Raw genomic sequence first — 20,082 nt, forward strand, 5'->3', positions numbered from 1 at the left:
GCGTGAACCAGTCAGCAGCCGGACGCATCGTGTCGCTGTCGTCCTTGTCGGCGATCGAGGTGCCGCCGCCGCAATTCGTGGAATTCGCAGCTGCGGGCGGGTTCACCGCAGTGGGTGTCCGAGTGGCGCAGACCCGGCAGGACAGGGGTTTTCAGCTCCCTGCCGGGTCCGCGTTGCTCCGCGACACCAAGTCCGCCCTGGCGGATAGCGGGATGCGGGTGCTCGACGTCGAAGTGGTGAAACTGCATCCCGGGAGTTCGCGCGGTGATTGGTCAGCGGTGCTCGAGGCCGGCGCAGAACTGGGCGCGGACCACCTTCTCGTCACGGTGCTCGACGACGATCGAGTTCGCGCCGAGAGCAACTTCTCGGAGCTCGCGGAACTGTCCGGCGAGTACGGCCTTCGCACCTGTCTGGAACCGATGATCTTCTCCTCGGTGCGGGACGTGACGGCGGCCGCAGCATTCGTCGAGGGTGTGTCCGGTCGGCCGGGTGTGCTCGTCGACGCGTTGCATTGGGCGCGTGCGGGTTCCGGCGTCGCCGATCTCACCGCCGTCGCACCGGATCTGTTGCCGTACTGCCAGCTGTGCGACGCGGTGTCGGCGGACCCGTCGACGGATCCGAACGCGGCCATCACCGAAGCCCGAACCGACCGGCTGGCGCCGGGCGCGGGTGCCCTCCCGCTCGTGGAATTTTTGCAGGCACTCCCGGCGTCGGCCGCACTGAGTGTCGAGGCTCCCTCGGCTCGAAGCGTCACCGATCCGGGCGGATGGATAGCCGAACTCGGCCGGGCGACGTGGACGGTGCTCGACCGGATGCCGCACTCGAATGAGAAACTGTACTCATGACCAACAAACTCCAGCGACCGTTTCGGTTCGCCGCCCAGGTGTATCGGGCGAACACTGGACAGGAATGGCGGGACGTCGCGCGCCGGGTCGAGGACATGGGCTACTCCGCCCTGCACGTGCCCGACCACTACATCGGTCCCGGTGCGGCGCTCGATCCGACCGGGCATCGTCCGGTGACCATGGCGCCTGTCGCCAGCATGGCGGTGGCCGCCGAGGTGACCAACACCCTGAAGGTCGGCTGCCGCATGTTCTGTGCGAGCTACCACGAACCGGTGGTACTCGCGAAAGAGGTTGCGACACTGGCGATGTTCGCGCCCGACCGGATCGAGGTCGGTCTGGGTGCAGGGTGGCTCGGCGCGGAGTACGAGGCCATGGGCATCGACTTTCCCTCCGCCGGCATGCGCGTCGACAGGCTCGAGGAGACCGTCGAGTTGATCACGCAGTATCTCGCGGGTGCGGCGATCGACGTCGACGGGAAATTCGTCAAGGCACGCGATTTCGTACCGTTACCGGTGCCGGAGGTCACGCCGCCGATCATGATCGGCGGCGGCGCCCGGCGAGTCCTCACCTTGGCAGGCAAGACCGCCGACATCGTGAGCATCAACTTCAACAACCGTTCCGGCGTACTCGGTTCCGACAGCGTCGCGACCTCGACGGTCGACGAGACGCACAAGAAACTTGCCTGGGTGCGGGACGGAGCCGGTGATCGATTCCCGGACATCGAACTCGAGACCGGTGCCTACTTCGTCGCGATCGACGGCGCGACGGACGTCACCGAACAGTCGCTGCTCGACCGCACCGGATTCTCCCGCGACGAACTGCGCGCTTTTCCGCACGCGCTCGTCGGGACCGTCGACAACATCTGCGATCAACTCGAGCAGCGACGCGATGAGTTCGGTTTCTCCTACTTCACCATCGGCGATCGCGCGTACGAACAGTTCGCACCGGTCGTCGAGCGTATGACCGGAAAGTGAACGCTGACATGACATCTGCAGTCGAGAACAAGTACGTCCACATCGTCGCACCCAAGGACGCGGAAACTGTCGTCGAGGACGCGGTCACACCGGCCCCGGACGGGGTCGTCGTCGACATCCGGTACTGCGGCATCTGCGCGACCGACACGCACGGATACGCGTCGGCGGCGTTGCCGCCGGCGGTGTTCGGACACGAATGGACGGGCACGATCAGTGCGGTGGGTACCGACGTCACGACGGTGCGCGTCGGGCAACGCGTGGTCGCGGGTGTCGGGCCGGCGTGCGGGGTGTGCGCTCAGTGTCGCGCCGGGCACGCGGCCAATTGCGATCTCGCGTTCGCGGAGGCCAACGGAATCACCGACGACGCACCGGTCCACGGTGGTTTCGCCACCAAGTTGAAAGTGTCGGCACGACGGGCGATTCCAGTACTGGATGCGTTGTCCGACGAGGAGGCCGCGTTGATGGAGCCGGCCACCGTGACGTTCCATGCGGTCAAACGAGCCGCCATCACGCTCGGGTCGATCGTCGTGGTCCAGGGCGCCGGTCCCATCGGACTGCTGACCGCGCAGCATGCTCGCACCGCCGGCGCCGGTCGAGTGCTGGTCAGCGAACCGTCGGCCGCACGTCGTTCGGCGGCAACGAATCTGGGCTTCACCCATGTGGTGGAACCCGGCGAACTCGCGGCTCTGCTCGGCGAGGTCTCCGACGGTCTCGGCGCGGACATCCTGTTCGAATGCACCGGCGTCGCCGCGCTGTTTCAGCCCTCGGCGGAGTTGGTTCGTCGAGGTGGAACGCTGGCGCTGCTCGGATATCCCGGAACCGATTCGTCGGTGAGCTACGGCGACTGGCAGTCGCGCGAACTGACGGTGATCGGCTCGCTGGCGTACTCGCACGAGGACTTCAAGGGCACGATGACGCTGATCGCCGAAGGCCGAATCGACGTGAAGTCGCTGCACACCGGGACGATCGGTCTGGGGGAGTTGGTGGCCATGTTCGACGAACTCGACAGCGGCACCAGCACCCACGCCAAGGTGCTGGTGGACCCGAACCGCTAGAGCCCGGCGGGCACCGGGACGGTCTGGCCGCTGCCGCAGGTGGCGCCGCCGTCGACCGGGATCGCCACCCCGGTGACGAACGACGCGAGCGGGGAGGCGAGGAACGCGATGACCTCGCCCACCTCGCGGGCGGTGCCCCAACGGTGCAGAGGCACCATGCCTTTGAGCGACTCGTAGCGATCGGGCGTGTTCTCTTCGATGCGCTTGGTCATCCCGGTACTGATCGGGCCGGGGCAGACGGCGTTGACGCGGATACCGTCGTTCGCGAGGTCGAGGGCGAACGACCGCGCCATGTTGACCGCACCCGCTTTCGCTGCGGCGTACGGCCACCGGTTGGGTTCCCCGCCCAGTGCGGTTGCCGACGCCGTGATCACGACCGAGCCACCGCCGGAGCGGCGGAACGCCGGAATGGCTTCGCGTACACCGAGTGCGATCGCCCTGAGATTGACATCGATCGAGCGATCGAAGACATCCATGTCGAGGGTCTCGATGGACCCCGACGCGGGGACACCGGCGTTGAGAACCAGGGCATCGAGTCGGCCGAAGGACTTTTCGGCCTGTTCGACAGCGGCGCGGTTGTCGTCGGCGTGCGTCACGTCGCCGACGAACGAGACCGCATTGTCGTTGCCCGCCAACCAATCCAGTGACTCCGGGGTGGTGTCGAAGGCGACCACCGACCCGCCACGTTCGAGGATGATCTCGACTGCGGCGCGGCCGATCCCGGACGCTGCGCCGGTGACGACCGCCACGAGACCGTTGCTCACGAGCTCGTGTCCATCTCGATGATCGCGCGACCGACGATCTCACCGCGTGCGAGCGCCTGATAGGCCTCGTCCACCTGGTCGAGCGAATAGCGGCGGGTGATGACGCGCTCGGGCGCAACGATTCCGCCCGACACCATCCGCAGAAGTGCCGGCATGTCCGTGCGGCTCTTCGCACCGTAGGAGCCGTGGATCTCGAGCTTGCGCCGCACCAGTCGGGCGAGGTCGATCTCACCGACACTGCCGGCGGGAGCGATGCCCACGACGACCGCGCGTCCACCGTCGTCGAGGATGTCCAGGGCTGTGGCGAACGTGCGTGCGTTGCCGAGGGCCTCGAACGCCACATCGACACCGTGCCCGTCCGTCAACGCCTTGACCTCGGCCACCGCGTCGGAGGTCATCGAGTTGATCGTATGGGTAGCGCCAAGGGCGGCAACGGCTTTCAGCTTGTCGTCGTCGATGTCGATCGCGATGATCTGCGAGACGCCCGCAGCGACCGCGAACTGGACGATCGACGATCCGACCCCACCCGCGGCGATGACCGCGATGCGATCCCCGAGCGAGAGCTCGGCGTTGTTGATCGCGCCCAGCGCGGTGAAGGAACTGCACCCGAGGATGGACACCTCGCCCAGACCGACGCCCTCGGGGACGATGAACGCGTCGGACGCGGGAACGACGCAGTACTCCGCCAGTCCGCCCATGGAGTACATCGCGAGCGGTGTCCCGTCCGCGCGGGCGAGTCGTGTCTCGCCGTCGTAGAGCGTTCCGTTCAGTCGGTTGTGCGCGAAGAACTTCTCGCACAGATCTTCCTTGCCGCTCACGCAGTGCCGGCAATCGCCGCACGGCATGATGAAACTGCAGACGACGCGGTCGCCGACCGCGACGTTCTCCACGCCCTCGCCGATGGTCTCGACGACGCCGGACACCTCGTGTCCCAGCACGGCGGGAACGGGGAACTTCACCTCGGACTTGAGGACGTGCAGGTCGGTGTGGCACACACCGCATGCGGTCACCTTCAGCAAGATCTCACCGCGCCTCGGCTCCGGGCGGGGGATCTCTTCGACGGTCAGGGACGGGCTGGTGCCGTCGAACACTGCGGCTCTCATCATGCACTCGCTTTCGACGTGGTCAGTTCTGCGGCGGTCTCGAGCAGCACGGCCAGGCGCGACGGGGCCTCGGCCCAGTGAGCGGCCGAGTCCATCTCGTCCCAGAAGTTGAGCTCGACTATCAATTGTTCCGCACCGGCCGCGAGCGCGGTCCGGAGGTCTCCCTGCACGCCCTCGATACCGTGACCGCCCGAACCGACGGCATCCGTCGGCCGTTGCAAGTACGACCGCAGGAACAGCCGCACCGGATCGGCGCCGTCGGGCCGCATGCCGGCCATGGTGGCGAGCTGGTCGAGCAGCGCTTCGGGTGTCCCGCTACTGGGGTTCCAGATGTCGAACAACGCTGCGGTGCGGGCCAATCCGGTCGCCGAGCGAAGGCCGGACAGGAGCGGTGGGTGCGGCTGCTGCACGGGTTTGGGCCGAACGACGGAGCGGGGGATGGTGAAGAATTCGCCGTCGAACTGCACGGGATCAGGACCCCAGCACGCCTGGACGGCCTGCACCAGTTCACTCATCCGTCGACCGCGAGTCCGCGGATCGACGTCCATCTGGCCGTGTTCTTCGTCGGACCAGCCGGCGCCGAGTCCGGCAACGAGGCGTCCGCCGGACAGGACGTCCAGAGTCGAAAGTCGTTGCGCCAGTTCGATGGGGCGATGATAGCCGGCCACCAGGATACTGCTGCCGATCATGACCGTCCGGGTGCAGGCCGCCACGTAGGCCATCAGCTCCGTGGCGCCGAGCACCGAGCGGTAGGCCGGGTGGACGCTGGTGGTGTGCCGGCCACCGTAGATCGATTCGTTCTGTTCCGGATAGAACAGGTGCTCCTGGACCCACAGACTCGCGAACCCGAGTTCCTCGGCCGAGGTGGCGAACTCGCGCACGGCTCCGACGTCGACGTGCTCGCCGAGCTGGGGGAGGGTGAGCCCGATCCTCACAGAACGGTGACCGTTCCGGTGTTGCCGTCGACCTCGATCATCGCGCCGTCGGGAATGCGGGACGTGGCGTCCTGCACCGACACGGCACAGGGGATGCCGAGCTCGCGGCAGACGATCGACGAGTGGGTGATGGTGGCACCGACGTTGACCACGACACCGCCGGCGAAGACGAACAGGGGCGTCCAGGCCGGATCGGTCTGCGGCGCAACGATGATGTCACCTTCGGCCAGGTCGCCGACCTCGTACGGGTCGTGCAGAATTCGGGCACGGCCGCGGCTCACGCCCGGTGCACCGCCGACACCGGACAACTTGTCGCCCGGTGCGGCGATCTGCGCCTTGTGTTCGGTGCGCTTGGGCCACTGCGACAGCAACGGCTTCTCGAACAGGAAGAACGGCGGTTCGAGCTCGAAGAGAGCCAGGTATTGCTCACGCCGGCTCGCGATCGTGTCCTCGAAGGACTCGGGGTCGGCCACGAAGGCGTCGAGCTCGTCGTCGAGCAGCATGGTGATGTCGTGGTGGTCGCCGATGACTCCTCGGTCCACCATGCGATGGCCCAATTCGTAGAGGGCTGTCCGCATTTCGCCCATGACCTTCACGCACGCGGTCTTGGTACGTTCACGCCACGGCATGAACTTGGTGATGGATTTGGCGGCGTCGAGGAAGCTCTGCCTGGTGGCGTCGTCCGGCATCTTTGCGGCGAGTTCGGCGGTGAGCGCGATGCGCTTGGCCTGGTTGCGCTCCCGGATGAGTTCGGGATCGTTCTCGGCTGGGCTCATCCGCATGCCGTTGACGGCGAGCAGAGCCAGGACGGGCTTGGATTCCCAACTGTCCGAACGGATGTCCCACTCGTTGGGCGCACGCGAGCCGTACTTGTAGAGGAAGTCGTCGAAGTCCGTTCGAAACTGTTTCGCGTCGGGGGTGCCGCTGGCATCGACGGTGTCCAGCAACGTGGCCAGGCCGTCGTCGAACAGTGCGGTGAGTTCTGCGGACCCGGCCACGAGGCGGCCCATGTTCCACAGCGCGTAGGAGGGCTCCGCGGAGTCGACTCCGCCGAGGCCGCTTAGGAGGTCGCCGAGCTTGTCTGCCTCGCCGATGGTTTCCAGCAGCGCGCCCGCGACGGCCGGCCCCATCGTCGACAGTGTGGTGGTGACGGGGTGGTAGGCGTAGCAGAAGATCAGGTCCGGAACGAAGGAGCGGGCGTGGTCGACGAGCGCCTGGTCGCTCATCGCGGTGACGTCGGGTCGATTCGCACGCGCGAGATCGGCACGGCGCTTGGCTTCTTCGGCTTCGGGGAACGTGTCCGTGGTCAGCGACCATGCGGTCTTCTCGGCGAGGCCGGCGGTGAGCTCGGCATTCTCGTGGCCGGGTTTCTCGACGTACTCGGGGATGTCCGGATGGTCGCCGACCCACAGGCTGTTCCAGACCGGGACGGTGAGTCCGGGCAGCCGCGCACCGTTGAGTTCTGTCATCGAGAAGTTCGTGTAGTGGTACCCGCCGAAGTTGCCGATGATTTCCGGCATCTCCTCGTCGATCTCCGACGCGAGGTGAGTTCCGAGGTGCTCGACGTAGCCCTCACGCCAACCGATGTTCAACCCCCTGTTCCACACGAGGGTGACGTTGAGCGGACTCGACGGGTCGGGCAGAACTTCACCGGCGTTCGCCCGTGTGTACACCGGATACCGCTCGCTGAACTCCCAGTCGGTGATCCAACTGTCGGGATTCTGGTCGGTGCTCATCGAGTCCTCCTCATCTGTGGCTGTGGGACTGTATTTCAAGTCACACTATAGAAACAACGGGCCAATGGAAACATGCACAGAGATATTGCGCAGCAGTTTGAAGCGGTGATCTTGGTTCGAGTCCCGTTCTACTAACTTGACTCCCAATCTAGTAACAGGTCCAATCTTGTGGGAGACTCAGCTCACACCCCTATCCGGGAGGAACATCATGTTCTCGAAAGTCCTCGTCGCAAATCGTGGAGAGATCGCCGTCCGCGCGTTCCGTGCGGCGGTCGAACTGGGCGCCTCCACGGTGGCCGTGTACCCCTACGAGGACCGCAATTCGGCGCACCGCGCCAAGGCGTTCGAGTCTTATCAGATCGGCGAGCCGGGTCACCCGGTTCGCGCGTACCTCTCGGTCGACGAAATCATCGCGGCGGCACGCAAAGCCGGCGCCGATGCGGTCTACCCGGGGTACGGCTTCCTGTCGGAGAACGCCACCTTGGCCGCAGCCTGCAAGGCCGCCGGTATCACGTTCGTCGGCCCGTCCGCCGAGATCCTCGAGCTCACCGGAGACAAGTCGCGCGCTATCGCCGCAGCCACAGCGGCAGGGCTTCCGGTCCTCGCATCGTCGGCACCGTCCGACGATCCCGACGTGTTGATCGCGGCGGCCGAGACGATGTCGTTCCCGATCTTCGTCAAGGCGATCGCCGGCGGTGGCGGACGCGGAATGCGCCGGGTGGCCGCACCGGAACAGCTGCGCGACGCCATCGACGCCGCGTCGCGCGAGGCGAAGACCGCGTTCGGTGACGGGACCGTCTTTCTCGAGCAGGCAGTCGTCGACCCCCGGCACATCGAGGTGCAGATCCTCGGCGATGCGACGGGCGAGGTCATTCACCTGTTCGAGCGGGATTGCTCCCTGCAGCGTCGCCATCAGAAGGTGGTCGAGGTCGCTCCCGCACCCGGCCTGGATCCCGAACTGCGAGAACGAATCTGTGCGGACGCGGTCAAGTTCGCCCGGCACATCGGCTACACCTGTGCCGGCACCGTGGAGTTCCTGCTCGACCCGCACGGCAACTACGTGTTCATCGAGATGAATCCGAGAATCCAGGTCGAACACACGGTCACCGAGGAAATCACCGACGTGGACCTGGTGGGCTCGCAACTGCGCATCGCGTCCGGTGAGAGCCTGGCCGATCTGGGATTGAGCCAGGACTCCATCGTGATCCGCGGCTTCGCGATGCAGTGCCGCATCACCACCGAGGATCCGACCGACGGCTTCCGTCCGGACACCGGCCGCGTGACGGCCTACCGCACCCCCGGAGGGTCGGGTGTGCGCCTCGACGGCAGCGTCGGAGTGGGTTCGGAGATCGGGTCCCACTTCGATTCGATGCTGGTCAAATTGACCTGTCGTGGGCGCGATTTCGCGACGGCGAGCGCCCGATCTCGACGGGCGATCGCCGAGTTCCGAGTACGCGGTGTGGCGACCAACATCCCGTTCCTGCAGGCGGTACTGGACAACCCGGACTTCCTCGCGTGGAAGGTCACCACGACGTTCATCGAAGAGCATCCGGAGCTGTTGACGCAGAACATCTCTGCCGACCGTGGTTCGCGCATCCTGCGGTACCTGGCCGACGTCACCGTCAACCGTCCGCACGGTGAGCGGCCGTCACCGGTGTACGCGATCGACAAGCTTCCGCAGATCGACACCCGATCCGCGCCTCCCCACGGTTCGAGAGACCGGCTGATCGCACTCGGACCGACCGGTTTCGCGGCCGACCTGCGCTCCGCCACTGCGCTCGCGGTCACCGACACCACCTTCCGCGACGCGCACCAGTCCTTGCTGGCGACCAGGGTGCGCACCCGCGATCTCGTGGCGGTGGCGCCCCACGTCGCGCGCCTGACGCCGCAGTTGTTCTCCGTCGAGGCGTGGGGCGGCGCCACCTACGACGTCGCGCTCCGCTTCCTGCACGAGGATCCGTGGGACCGACTCGCCGCCCTGCGCGCCGAGATGCCCAACATCTGCCTGCAGATGCTCCTCCGCGGCCGAAACACGGTCGGCTACACCGCGTATCCCGACCGCGTCACGCACGCCTTCGTGCAGGAGGCCACCGACACCGGAGTCGACATCTTCCGAATCTTCGACGCGCTCAACAACGTCGATCAGATGAAGCCGGCCATCGATGCGGTGCGAGAGACCGGAACCGCCGTCGCCGAGGTGGCGATGTCTTACACCGGCGATCTGGCCGATCCGAACGAGACTCTCTACGACCTCGACTACTACCTGCGCCTGGCCGAACGCATCGTCGACGCGGGTGCCCACGTCCTGGCGATCAAGGACATGGCCGGTCTACTGCGCCCGGCGGCCGCGGCGACCCTGGTCACCGCCTTGCGGTCACGCTTCGATCTGCCCGTGCACCTGCACACCCACGACACCCCCGGCGGTCAGCTCGCGACGTACTACGCCGCGTGGCAAGCGGGCGTCGATGCCGTCGACGGGGCGAGTGCGGCACTGGCCGGCACGACGAGTCAGCCTGCGTTGTCGGCGATCGTCGCGGCCACCGATCACACCGACCGCGCCACCGGACTCGACCTCGCCGCGGTCTGCGACCTCGAACCGTATTGGGCAGCAGTGCGTTCCACTTATGCACCGTTCGAATCCGGCCTGCCGGCGCCGACCGGTCGCGTCTACACCCACGAGATCCCCGGTGGCCAACTCTCCAATCTGCGACAGCAGGCATCGTCGCTGGGGCTCGCGCACCGTTTCGAGGACATCGAGGCGGCCTACGCGGGGGCGGATCGGGTGTTGGGCCGGCTCATCAAGGTGACACCGTCGTCGAAGGTGGTCGGAGACCTGGCGCTGGCTCTGGTCGGAGCCGATGCGACGGCAGCCGAGTTCGCCGCCGACCCGTCGAGTTACGACATCCCCGGGTCGGTCGTCGACTTCCTTCGCGGCGATCTCGGTGAACCGGCCGGCGGCTGGCCGGAACCCCTGCGGAGTCGGGCACTGACCGGCCGGGCCGAACCGCATCCCGTCACGCCGCTGACCGAGGCCGACGACGAGAAGCTGTCCGCCTCCGGTCCCGAACGCCGGACCACGTTGAACCGCTTGCTCTTTCCGGCTCCCGCACGGGAGTTCGAACAGCATCGGGAGGACTACGGCGACACCTCGCAGCTTTCGACCAACCAGTACTTCTACGGACTGCGGCAGGGGGAGGAGCACCGTGTTCGGCTCGAGCAGGGTGTCGAACTGTTGATCGGACTCGAAGCCATCTCGGACCCGGACGCCAAAGGAATCCGGAACGTTCTGTGCATCCTCAACGGACAGTTGCGCCCGGTGCGGATTCGTGACCGGAGCATCGAGACCACCACCCGGTCCGCCGAGAAGGCCGACCGCACCGACCCCGGTCACCTGCCCGCACCCTTCAGTGGCGTCGTGACGCTGTCGGTGAAGGAGGGTGACGTGGTCGCGCAGGGTGAATCGGTGGGCTCGATCGAGGCCATGAAGATGGAAGCGACCATTACCGCGACCAGGGCCGGCACGGTCACCAGAGTTCCGATCGGCCGCGCGGCCCAGGTCGACGGTGGGGATCTGCTGTTGGTGGTCGCCTGACCTCAGCCGCCGCCCTGATTCAGATCAGGTCGGCGGCAACGGTTTCGGCGTGCACGGTGGTGGCACCGAACAGCAGCTCACTGGTCTTGGCCCGCCGAAAGTATCGGTGCAGCGGGTGTTCCCAGGTGAACCCGATGCCACCGTGAATCTGAACGGACTCCTCGGCGGCGAAGGTGGCTGCCCTGGATGCGAGCATGCGAGCGGTTGCCGCGGCGACGACGAATTCGCTTCGGCTGCGCTCGTCGGCCCCGGCCGCATCGAGTACGGCTGCTTCGGCCAGCTCGATTGCGATGAGCATGTCGGTGAGGCGATGCTTGATGGCCTGGAACGACCCGATGGCCCGGCCGAACTGGTGCCGGGTCTTCGCGTACTCCACCGACATCTCCAGGCAGGCTCTGGCCGACCCCACCTGTTCGGCGGCCAGGGCGGTGATCGCGGCCGCCTGCGCGGTGTCGAGGCCGGCATCGATGTCGTCGCCGGTCACGCGGTGGGCGACGGCCCCGGAGAACTCGATGCGCGCAAGCGATCTGGTGAAATCCAAGGCCTCACGGGGCGTCCGGATCACCCCGGCGGCGGCGCCCTCGATCACTGCGAGCTCCGGTCCGTCCGGCCCGGTGGCCACCACGATCAGCAGATCCGCATCGGCGCCGTCCACCACGGCTTCCTGTGCGCCGTCGAGGACAAGGGTGTCGTCGACGCCGGCGGTAGTCGTGATCGGCGAGGCCGCGAACGGAAACGCGGTCACCAGAGCAGCAGTCTTGCTACCGTCGGCGATCTCCGGAAGATGCTGTGCACGAGCAGATTCGGACCCGGCGTGCAGAACGGTGAAGCCGGCCAGGATCACCGACGACAAATAGGGGGCGCTGCCGAGCGAGCGACCCAGTTCGGTCATGACTACCGCTGTGTCCTTCAGTGTGAAGCCGGCGCCGCCGAACCGTTCCGGGAACGGGATCTCGGTGAGGCCCATTTCCAGCAGTGCCGGCCGAACGTCCTGGCCCGCTTCCGTTCTCGCGAGCGACGAACGCAGGCTGCTCTGCAGGTCCCGTTGTTCGACCGTCAGTTCGAGTGTCATGCCGTGCTCCTAACGTGGTTCGCGAGGCAAGCCGAGCCCGCGTTCGCCGATGATGTTGCGCTGAATCTCGTCCGAACCGCCCGCGATCCGGTACCCCGGAGCGCCGAGCAGATGCTCGGTCCACGCGAAGGTGTCGGGTGCCCCGGTGTCCGCCAGGATGGCGGGGCCGAGGAACGCCGCCGCCGCGTCGCCGATGCGCTTGAGGTTCTGGGTCCAGACCAGCTTGCCGATCGAACCTTCGACTCCTGGAACGCCTCCCGCCAGCTCGCGCTCGGCGTATCGGGCAACCATCAGGGCCGACGCTCGTTCGTAGACGGCGACCTCGGCCAGCTGCTGTCGGACCAGTGGATCGTCGGAGATGCCGAGGCTCTTCGCCAGCCTGACCAGGTCCGTGCTGTTCCCGCCCGCGCTGACGATGCCGGCGCTCGAACTGCGCTCGAACCCGAGCGTCGTCAGCGCGACCGTCCACCCGTCGCCCTCGGCGCCGATGCGCAGCGAGTCGGGCAACTCCACGTCGGCGAGGAACACCTCGTTGAATGTCGATCCGCCCGACATCTGCCGGATGGGTCTGATATCGACGCCGGGTGCGTCCATGGGCATCATGAACGCGGTCATCCCGCGGTGTTTCGGAACCGTGGTGTCGGTGCGGGCGATGAGAAGACCCCACTTGGAGAACTGAGCCCCCGAACTCCACACCTTCTGGCCGTTGACGCGCCAGCCGCCGTCGGACTTGACGGCCTTCGTCGACAGGCCGGCGAGATCGGAGCCTGCGCCCGGTTCCGAGAACAGCTGGCAGCACAGCTCGTCGGCTCGCAGGAAGGGCGCCACGAACTGAGCCTGCTGTTCGGGCGAACCCAGGGCGTGGATGGTCGGCGCCACCAATTCGACTGTGACCAAGACGGTCTCGTGTCGTTCGGGCACATCGTACTGCCGCTCGAGTCCGACGTAGACGCGCTCGTGACTCGCCGTCAGTCCCGGTCCGCCCCACTCGGGGGCCCACGTGATCGCACCGAATCCGGCGTCGACCCGGCGGCCCTGCCACTGTGCCGCAGCTTCGATCAGTTCGCGTTCCTCGTCGTGGCTGCGGTTGTGGAAGATCGCGTAGTTGGGATCGGACGTCGTGGTGCCCGTCCGGCGTTCCAGGTTCTCCTCGAGCCACGCCGCGGACTTCTCGGCGAATGCCTGCACGTCGATCGTCATGACTTCCTTCCTGCCATCTCGGCGATGCGCGCCTCGACGGCGATCTTGGAATCGGGGTGTTCGGACAAGCGGAGGGTGTACGACTGCTCGAGTTCGTAACCGCGCTTGATGTCTACGTCTTCGCAGCCGTTGAGCGACTGTTTGGCGAGGGTCAGCGCGTACCGACTCTTGGTTGCTATCGAACGAGCACGAGACATCGCGGTTGCCATGAACTCCTCGTGCGCAACGACTTCGATCGGAGCACCCCAGTTCTTCAGCGTCTCCGCATCGACGGACTCGGCGGTGAAGAACATCCGGCGCATGGCTTGCTGGGGCAGCATCCGCGCGGTGAAGCGTCCACCGCCGAGCACGCCGACCCCCATCTCGGGAAGGCCGAACGTCGCCCGGTTGGAGGCGACCACCAGATCGCACATCGACGTGAGACCGAATCCGCTGCCGAGGCAGGGTCCGTTGATCGCGCCGATCACGGGCAGGGCGCAGTCCAGCACTCCGAAGATCGCACGCTTGGCCTCGCGCATGTCGACCACGCCGCTGGTTGCGTCCATCACCCGGAAGTTGCCGAGATCGTTGCCGGCGCAGAAGATGCGGCCGCGTCCGGTCAGCACCACGACCCTTACGTCCTGGTTGTCGGACAGTGCCTCGAAGACGCTGGCGATCTCCCGGTACATCTGCGTGTCTATCGCGTTCACCTTGCCGCGGGCCAACTCGACCAGCGCGATACCGGGTTCGGGCTCGGTGACCACGACGTGTTCGGGCTTTGAAGACAAGGGAGCCTCTATTTCTCGTGTGACGCGGCGAAGGTCATCGCCGCCATCTGCGCCGGCACGGCAGCGCGATCGCGTGTCCAGTTGCGCAGGGCGAATTTCTGCACCTTGCCGCTGGCGGTCTTGGGGAGCGAGTCCACCACGAAGATGCTTTCGGGAATCTTCTGCACGGCTATGTCGCGGTCGAGGAGGAAGCGGTGGACCTCGTCGAGGGTGATGTCCTGATGATCGCGGGTGACGACGAACGCGCATCCCCGTTCTCCCGTAACGGAATCGGGTCCCGCGACGACGGCGACCTCGATCACGGCGGGATGGGCACCGAGGTGATTCTCGACGTCGTGGGCGCTGATCTTCTCCCCGGAGCGGTTGATGATGTCCTTGATCCTGCCCACCACGTGAATGGCGCCATCGGCGTCGAAGCTGCCGAGATCGCCGGTACGAAAGAATCCGTCGGGCGTGAAGGCGTCGGCGTTCAGGGCGGGGTCCAGGTAGCCGAGGAACGTGTCCGGTCCGCGCCACAGAATTTCGCCGACTCCGCCGGCTGCGTCCGACACGATCACCTCGGTGGGTGCGATGGGGCGCCCGTCGGAGTTCTGGCGCACAGCCGGGGAATCCCACCGATCGGCCGTGGTGACGGACGGCCCCTCGGTGGCGCCGTACATGCGGACCACGGTGCCGAGGCGAATCGTGGCCGCCGCGGTGAGAGTGTCGGGTACGTCGGCTCCGCCGCAGACGATGTACCTGATCGACGGTGTTTGCTCCTGCGCCGATTCGGCTGCGTCGAGCAGCCCGCGGAGAAACGGCGTCGAGAAGATCATGAAACTGCAGCGCTCGTCGACGATGTGACGCAAGGCCGTCGCCGGGTCCCAAGTCTGTTGGAGGACAACGGTCGTGCCGAGAAGGAACGGAAGAACGAGCGCGCAGTTGACACCGGTGACGTGGGTGACCGGTGAGGGGTTGAAGATCACGTCGGTCTCGTTCAGCCCGAACCAGTCGATCATCGACATGTTCTCGAAGACCAGGGTGTTGTGACTGTGGAGCGCGCCCTTGGGGTCGGCGGTGGTGCCCGACGTGTAGAGCAGTAGACAGACGTCGTCGGCGGAAGGTGATGTAAGCGAACGTAATTCGGTGACCATCTCGTCCGTGACCTGGCTCAGCAGATCGTCCAACTCTCCGACGGAGACGACGAGTTCGAGGTTCGGTAGGTCGGCTGCCAGATCGCGGTACATCGCGTCGACGTCGACTCCACGCAACTCGTCGGGAACGAAGACGACCTTCGCCTGTGACTGTCCGAGGATGAAGCGGAGCTCGCGTGATCGGTAGATGGGCACGATGGGGTTGGCCACAGCGCCCAGTTTCATCACGGCCTGGAAGACGACGACCGCCTCGACGCAATTCGGGAGCTGGAACGAGACGACGTCGGCGGACGTGACGCCTCGGGCGTGCAGGGCCGCCGCGAGTCGCGTCGCGTCCCGGTCGATGTCGGCGAACGTGGCGCGTCGATCACCCTGCACCACGGCGACCGCGTCCGGGTACTCGCGTGCCGCGCGGGTCAGGTAGTGCCCGATCGGCCGGTCCTGCCAATGCCCGCCGGCTCGATACGAGTGCGCGAGAGCGGCGGTCGGCGGCCTTGTCGGCAACATGGCTACTCCCTGCCGTGAGTCGTTACTTTTCTGACAACAACTACAGTAACTAACCGCGCAAACTATGTATAGAGTTAACGTAGAGCACACCTGCCGACGGCTATGGTTGTTCGATGGTCCGGGCCCCGAAGATGTCAGCGAAGATCGCCAACCTCATCGCCGACGAGATCCTGGCCGGTGGCATCGTCGAAGGGCAGCGACTGCCCACCGAGAAGGACATGGTGGCCGAGCACGGCGTCGCACGGACCACCGTTCGTGAAGCGCTTCGGCTGCTCGAGAGCCGTGACCTGGTCACGATCAAGTCGGGCATCGGCGGCGGTCCGGTAGCGAAGCGCCCTCAACTCGAGTCGCTCGGCAACACGATGAAACTCTTCCTGCAGATCGACGGGGCCAACATCAGCGACGTCATCGACGTCCGGCTCATGCTGGAACCGATCGTGGCGCGTGAAGCGGCCGCGAACATCAGCGACGAGCAGGTCGACGTCATGCAGACCGCGCTGGACCGGATGCGCGAAGACCCCGGTGACTACGCCAACTTCCAGGAGAACAACGCGGCTTTCCAGCGCAGCGTCTACGACGCCGCCGGCAACCCGGTGCTCAACATCGTCATGGAAACCCTGTGGCTGCTCGTGCGGGACGCCGAGCCGAACGAGCACCCCATCGCGACGCGGCTGGCGGCGATCGAGATGCAGCAGGACGTACTCGACGCGATGCGGGCGCGCGACGAGGACGCCGCGGCGGCCACCATGAGCGCATTCGTCGAGGAGACGGCCAAGTACTACCGTCGCCGGCTGTCCGAGATCATATCCGGGCCCGTTCGGTGGCAGATGTAACTAGCGTCAGCTGTGCCAGAGAACGACTTGGAACCTGTAGGCATGGTCGTTGCCGCCGTGAGGTTGGGTATTCAGAGCGGTTTTGAGGTCTTCGATCGCCAACCCTAAGCTGGTAACCAGTTCGCAGCCCGCCTAGTCGGATTGAGCCCCGCCTTCGTCCGCTTGTGCAGACGTCGAAAGTGTGAAGTGCGGAAGGTCCAAGGGGTAAGGGCTTCTCGGCTCAACGGTGTCTGCCCCGATCAAGACCGCTGACCAAGCTGCTCAAGTGAGGCGTTCCGAACCGCGCGGATGCGATTCGGCCGCATGCAGTCTGCGCGGATTTTTGGTCAGCGTTACACCTGCGTCGACCGAGCGTTGGCGCAAGATACGCCTGTCGTCGAAGACAGGAACGAGCTTTTGTGGCTCCGCCGAATGCTCGACAATGGTAAAGGGACGGGCCGGTGCACGCACCGACAGAAACCTGGCGTCGACCGAACTGACCGATGGCTGTGTGACACCCTGTGGCACAGCTAGTTACACGCCGATATTTGGGCCGGGCGGCTCAGTCTCGGTGTCACGAGAGTGTCACAAGTCGGGACGGACGGAGGTGGACCGCGGCGGACGGTGATGGACGAATACGCAGATCAGGACGGTCTTCGTGAGTCCAGGTGTATCCACCTGATCGTGCCGTCGAAGCCTTGTAAGCGAGCGGTCTTCGGTTCAATCCCGAAAGGAGGCTCTAGATATGCCTCTGACCAGCAAAAGTGTTCCGAATTAGCCTGATCTGACCTCTCGTTTCACGACTTCCCGCGGTACGTCCGTGCAGGTCCACCACGGTCCAGGGACGTCCGGTCACCTGGCAGAACTAGTGGATTTCGGCTCGATGTCACGAGTTGTCACAACTCATCCGTAACCCGTTCGATGGACTCGGGTGGACGTCAGTGGCTGTGGGTGAACTTTTGCGCCGAAGAGTCCACGACGGTCGGTGGACCTCCGGAGACTTCTGTGGACGGACACCACTCGCTTCACCTCCCGTCACGGGTGGCGTGGACGCGTGCGGACGTCGGTGGACGCCGACAGCAACCACTCGCATCGATCGAGTTCGGTGCGCACGGGTCCGTGGTGTCGCTGAGTGAACCATGCTGGTGATGATCGGGGCGACAACTCTTCACACTGATCGCGTCCGACGGCATCCGCCGTCACTTGCACAGGTTCGAGGAGTTGACATCTATGGTGCCACGCACGCAGAACGGCACGTCGTCGGCGGAGGATACGACCGAGCTGGCGCAGGGGAGCCTGAACGTCGCCCACATCGTGTTCATGGTGATGGCCACCGTCGCACCTGCAGGAGGCGCGGTGGCGATCCTGCCGCTCGCGTTCGGGTTGGGAGTGGGACTCGGCACGCCCGGCATGTACGTGTTCGTGGTGGTGATCATGCTGTTGTTCGCGGTCGGTTTCACACGGATGGTTCCGTACGTGCAGAATGCCGGGGCCTTCTTCGCGTACATCGTCAAGGGGTTGGGCCGTCCCGTCGGATTGGCCGGTGCCTACATCGCCAGCAGTGCGTACATCGCCCTCTCCGTCGCCACCGGTGGCGCCATGGGCTTCTTCGCCGCCGGCAGCATGAACAAGCTGGCGGGCATCGATCTTCCGTGGTGGGTCTACACACTGGCTGGTCTGCTGATCACGTTCCTCCTGGGGTATCGCAAGATCACCCTCGCTGCTGGAGTCCTGGGCGTCGCTCTCGTCATCGAATTGGTCGTGATCGTCGTGCTGGACGTCGCGATCATCGCGCGGAACGGGTTCGGAAGTCTGCCGCTGGAATCCTTCAGCCCCAGCGAGGTCTTCGTTCCAGGAGTCATCGGCGTCGCCATGATCTTCGCGTTCTCGTGCTACCAGGGTTTCGAGGGAACGGCCATCTACGCAGAAGAGGCGCGTGATCCGCAGCGCACAGTTCCACGGGCGACCTACATCTCGATGGCCTGCATCGGACTGTTCTTCGTCCTGACATCGTGGGCCTTCCTCGCCAGCTCGAGCGGTGCCACGGCTGCAGCGGCCGCGAGTCCGGGCACGTTCGTCTACGACCTCAGTGACGAGTTCGTCGGGCCGGCGTGGACCACGACGCTCGAGGTGCTGATCGTGACCAGCTGCTTCGCCGGGATGCTCGCGTTCCACAACGCGGCGTCGCGCTACCTTTTCGCTCTGGGGCGCGACGGATTCCTACCGCGGTCGATGCGTACGTTGCATCCGCGCCATCAATCTCCTGTCGTCGCCGGCTCGACGAGCTACGTGATCGAGACGCTCGTCATCGTGGCGTTCGCTCTAGCCGGTCTCGACCCCCTGACGAACCTCTCGTCCTCGCTCACCGGTTTCGGAGCGGTAGGCCTGATGGTCCTGATCACCACCACCTCGCTGGCAGTGCTGGTGTTCTTCGCGCGGCAGCGCCAGTTCGGTTGGGCCCGAACGGTTGCGCCCACCCTGGCATTGATCGGTTTCGGCGCGATCACGTACTTCGCACTGTCCAATTTCCCCGCTATCACCGGCACCGATTCGGTGATCATCAACGGGTTGCCCTTGCTTCACGTGCTCACCATCGTTGTCGCTGTCGGGGTCGCGCTCCATGCACGGAGGAACCGCCCGGAGGCGTACGCCAACATGGGACGCACCCTTGTCGACTGACGCTGTGCCGAAGGATGACGCGACCGCGGTTCGGCACGGCTACGCGGACACACCGCTCGGGCAGTTGCACTACGCCGAAGCCGGTTCCGACGGCGTCCCGCTCATCTGCTTGCATCAGACTCCGCGCTCCTGCGACGAGTTCGCCGAACTTCTGCCCCTCATCGCGTCGTCACGTCGCGTGATCGCGATGGACATGTACGGATTCGGTCAGTCGGCCAAACCGTCCGGGCCGCAGTCGATCGAGCAGTACGCGTCGGGTGCCCTGTATCTGGCCGATGCCCTCGGGCTCGACCACTTCTCGGTCCTGGGTCATCACACGGGGGCCGTCGTCGCCGTGGAACTCGCTGCCGCAGCAGCCGGTCGTGTGGATGCGTTGGTGCTGTCGTCCCCCTCCTTCACCGGACCCGAATACCGCGCTCGTCACAAGGACGGACCCTCCGTCGACGCCGCGGAGAGAGACGACGACGGAGGTCACCTGATCACGTGGTGGAACCAACGCGCCCCGTACTACCCCGCACATCGTCCCGACCTTCTCGATCGCTTCGTGCGCGATGCTCTCGCGCCCGGAGTCGATCCCGCCGAAGGTCACAACGCCTGTGCGCGTTACGTGATGGAGGACCGCATCGCCTCGGTGTCCGCGCCGGTACTCGTCCTCGGCGGTGATGCGGACCCGTTCTCGTTCCCCGATGTCGAGGTGATGAGACGAGCGCTCGTCGGTGCGTCCGCCGTGGAGATCGTGGTCGTCGAGGGCGGGACGATTCCGATGATGGAGCAGTTGCCGGTGGAAGTCGCCGGCGCGGTCGTGGAGTTTCTGAACGCTCGAACGACCGTGGATCGCTGAGCAGAACCTTCAGCTGCACGCAGGTCGACTCGCTGGTTGTGTGGGCATCACACGCCGGCACATCGCA

At 65.7% G+C, this 20,082-nt stretch carries 15 protein-coding genes; 7 read left to right on the forward strand and 8 right to left on the reverse strand.

Annotated features, from left to right (window positions below):
• Positions 1-2 precede the first annotated feature (2 nt).
• Genes AC0IX4_RS04060 through AC0IX4_RS04070 form a run of 3 tightly spaced genes read left to right on the forward strand, consistent with a single transcriptional unit; the run spans position 3 to position 2,874 of the window.
• A complete protein-coding gene (locus AC0IX4_RS04060; protein WP_235579507.1) occupies positions 3-845 on the forward strand; it encodes a sugar phosphate isomerase/epimerase family protein in 843 nt (280 codons plus the stop codon).
• Positions 842-1,819: a TIGR03621 family F420-dependent LLM class oxidoreductase gene (locus tag AC0IX4_RS04065; protein WP_471828126.1), complete on the forward strand. Its 978-nt coding sequence runs from the start codon at positions 842-844 to the stop codon at positions 1,817-1,819. Before AC0IX4_RS04060 ends, AC0IX4_RS04065 begins: the two co-directional genes overlap by 4 nt.
• Before the next feature lie 8 nt (positions 1,820-1,827).
• On the forward strand, positions 1,828-2,874 hold the full coding sequence (locus AC0IX4_RS04070; protein ID WP_056072815.1) for a zinc-dependent alcohol dehydrogenase: 1,047 nt from the start codon (positions 1,828-1,830) through the stop codon (positions 2,872-2,874).
• On the opposite strand, the gene AC0IX4_RS04075 is transcribed toward AC0IX4_RS04070, so the two are convergent.
• The 4 genes from AC0IX4_RS04075 to AC0IX4_RS04090 are packed head-to-tail and all read right to left on the reverse strand — an operon-like array spanning position 2,871 to position 7,412.
• Positions 2,871-3,638, reverse strand: a complete 768-nt coding sequence (locus AC0IX4_RS04075) for an SDR family NAD(P)-dependent oxidoreductase (protein ID WP_056071178.1) — start codon at positions 3,636-3,638, stop codon at positions 2,871-2,873. The genes AC0IX4_RS04070 and AC0IX4_RS04075 overlap by 4 nt on opposite strands.
• Positions 3,635-4,741 (reverse strand): zinc-binding dehydrogenase, encoded by a 1,107-nt coding sequence (locus AC0IX4_RS04080; RefSeq protein WP_471828127.1) that lies wholly within the window; start codon positions 4,739-4,741, stop codon positions 3,635-3,637. The genes AC0IX4_RS04075 and AC0IX4_RS04080 overlap by 4 nt, the downstream gene beginning before the upstream one ends.
• Positions 4,741-5,676: a TIGR03619 family F420-dependent LLM class oxidoreductase gene (locus AC0IX4_RS04085; protein WP_056071170.1), complete on the reverse strand. Its 936-nt coding sequence runs from the start codon at positions 5,674-5,676 to the stop codon at positions 4,741-4,743. Before AC0IX4_RS04085 ends, AC0IX4_RS04080 begins: the two co-directional genes overlap by 1 nt.
• Positions 5,673-7,412 carry a PEP-utilizing enzyme gene (locus AC0IX4_RS04090; protein WP_471828128.1) on the reverse strand — a complete coding sequence of 580 codons (1,740 nt, stop codon included), beginning with the start codon at positions 7,410-7,412 and terminating at the stop codon, positions 5,673-5,675. The genes AC0IX4_RS04085 and AC0IX4_RS04090 overlap by 4 nt, the downstream gene beginning before the upstream one ends.
• 208 nt (positions 7,413-7,620) lie before the next feature.
• Between AC0IX4_RS04090 and AC0IX4_RS04095 the strand changes: the two genes are divergently transcribed.
• Entirely contained in the window at positions 7,621-11,004 is a 3,384-nt protein-coding gene (locus tag AC0IX4_RS04095; RefSeq protein ID WP_056071165.1) for a pyruvate carboxylase, read from the forward strand.
• 19 nt (positions 11,005-11,023) lie between these two features.
• Here the strand turns inward: AC0IX4_RS04095 and AC0IX4_RS04100 are convergent, their stop codons facing one another.
• The 4 genes from AC0IX4_RS04100 to AC0IX4_RS04115 are packed head-to-tail and all read right to left on the reverse strand — an operon-like array spanning position 11,024 to position 15,683.
• Positions 11,024-12,076 carry an acyl-CoA dehydrogenase family protein gene (locus AC0IX4_RS04100; RefSeq protein ID WP_471828129.1) on the reverse strand — a complete coding sequence of 351 codons (1,053 nt, stop codon included), beginning with the start codon at positions 12,074-12,076 and terminating at the stop codon, positions 11,024-11,026.
• 9 nt (positions 12,077-12,085) lie between these two features.
• On the reverse strand, positions 12,086-13,276 hold the full coding sequence (locus AC0IX4_RS04105; RefSeq protein WP_056071159.1) for an acyl-CoA dehydrogenase family protein: 1,191 nt from the start codon (positions 13,274-13,276) through the stop codon (positions 12,086-12,088).
• On the reverse strand, positions 13,273-14,043 hold the full coding sequence (locus AC0IX4_RS04110; protein WP_056071156.1) for an enoyl-CoA hydratase-related protein: 771 nt from the start codon (positions 14,041-14,043) through the stop codon (positions 13,273-13,275). The genes AC0IX4_RS04105 and AC0IX4_RS04110 overlap by 4 nt, the downstream gene beginning before the upstream one ends.
• Positions 14,044-14,051: 8 nt before the next feature.
• Entirely contained in the window at positions 14,052-15,683 is a 1,632-nt protein-coding gene (locus AC0IX4_RS04115) for an AMP-binding protein (RefSeq protein ID WP_056071153.1), read from the reverse strand.
• A gap of 113 nt (positions 15,684-15,796) precedes the next feature.
• Here AC0IX4_RS04115 and AC0IX4_RS04120 point away from each other — a divergent pair, with 113 nt between their 5' ends.
• From AC0IX4_RS04120 to AC0IX4_RS04130, 3 genes are all read left to right on the forward strand, one after another.
• Positions 15,797-16,516, forward strand: coding sequence for a FadR/GntR family transcriptional regulator (locus AC0IX4_RS04120; protein ID WP_056071150.1), 720 nt, complete (start codon positions 15,797-15,799; stop codon positions 16,514-16,516).
• 1,209 nt (positions 16,517-17,725) lie between these two features.
• Complete coding sequence (locus tag AC0IX4_RS04125) at positions 17,726-19,174, forward strand: APC family permease (RefSeq protein WP_056071001.1); 1,449 nt, start codon at positions 17,726-17,728, stop codon at positions 19,172-19,174.
• Between the two features lie 4 nt (positions 19,175-19,178).
• Positions 19,179-20,015, forward strand: a complete 837-nt coding sequence (locus AC0IX4_RS04130; protein ID WP_471828130.1) for an alpha/beta fold hydrolase — start codon at positions 19,179-19,181, stop codon at positions 20,013-20,015.
• Positions 20,016-20,082: the final 67 nt, after the last annotated feature.

It is taken from the genome of Rhodococcus sp. AC861, from assembly GCF_979256035.1.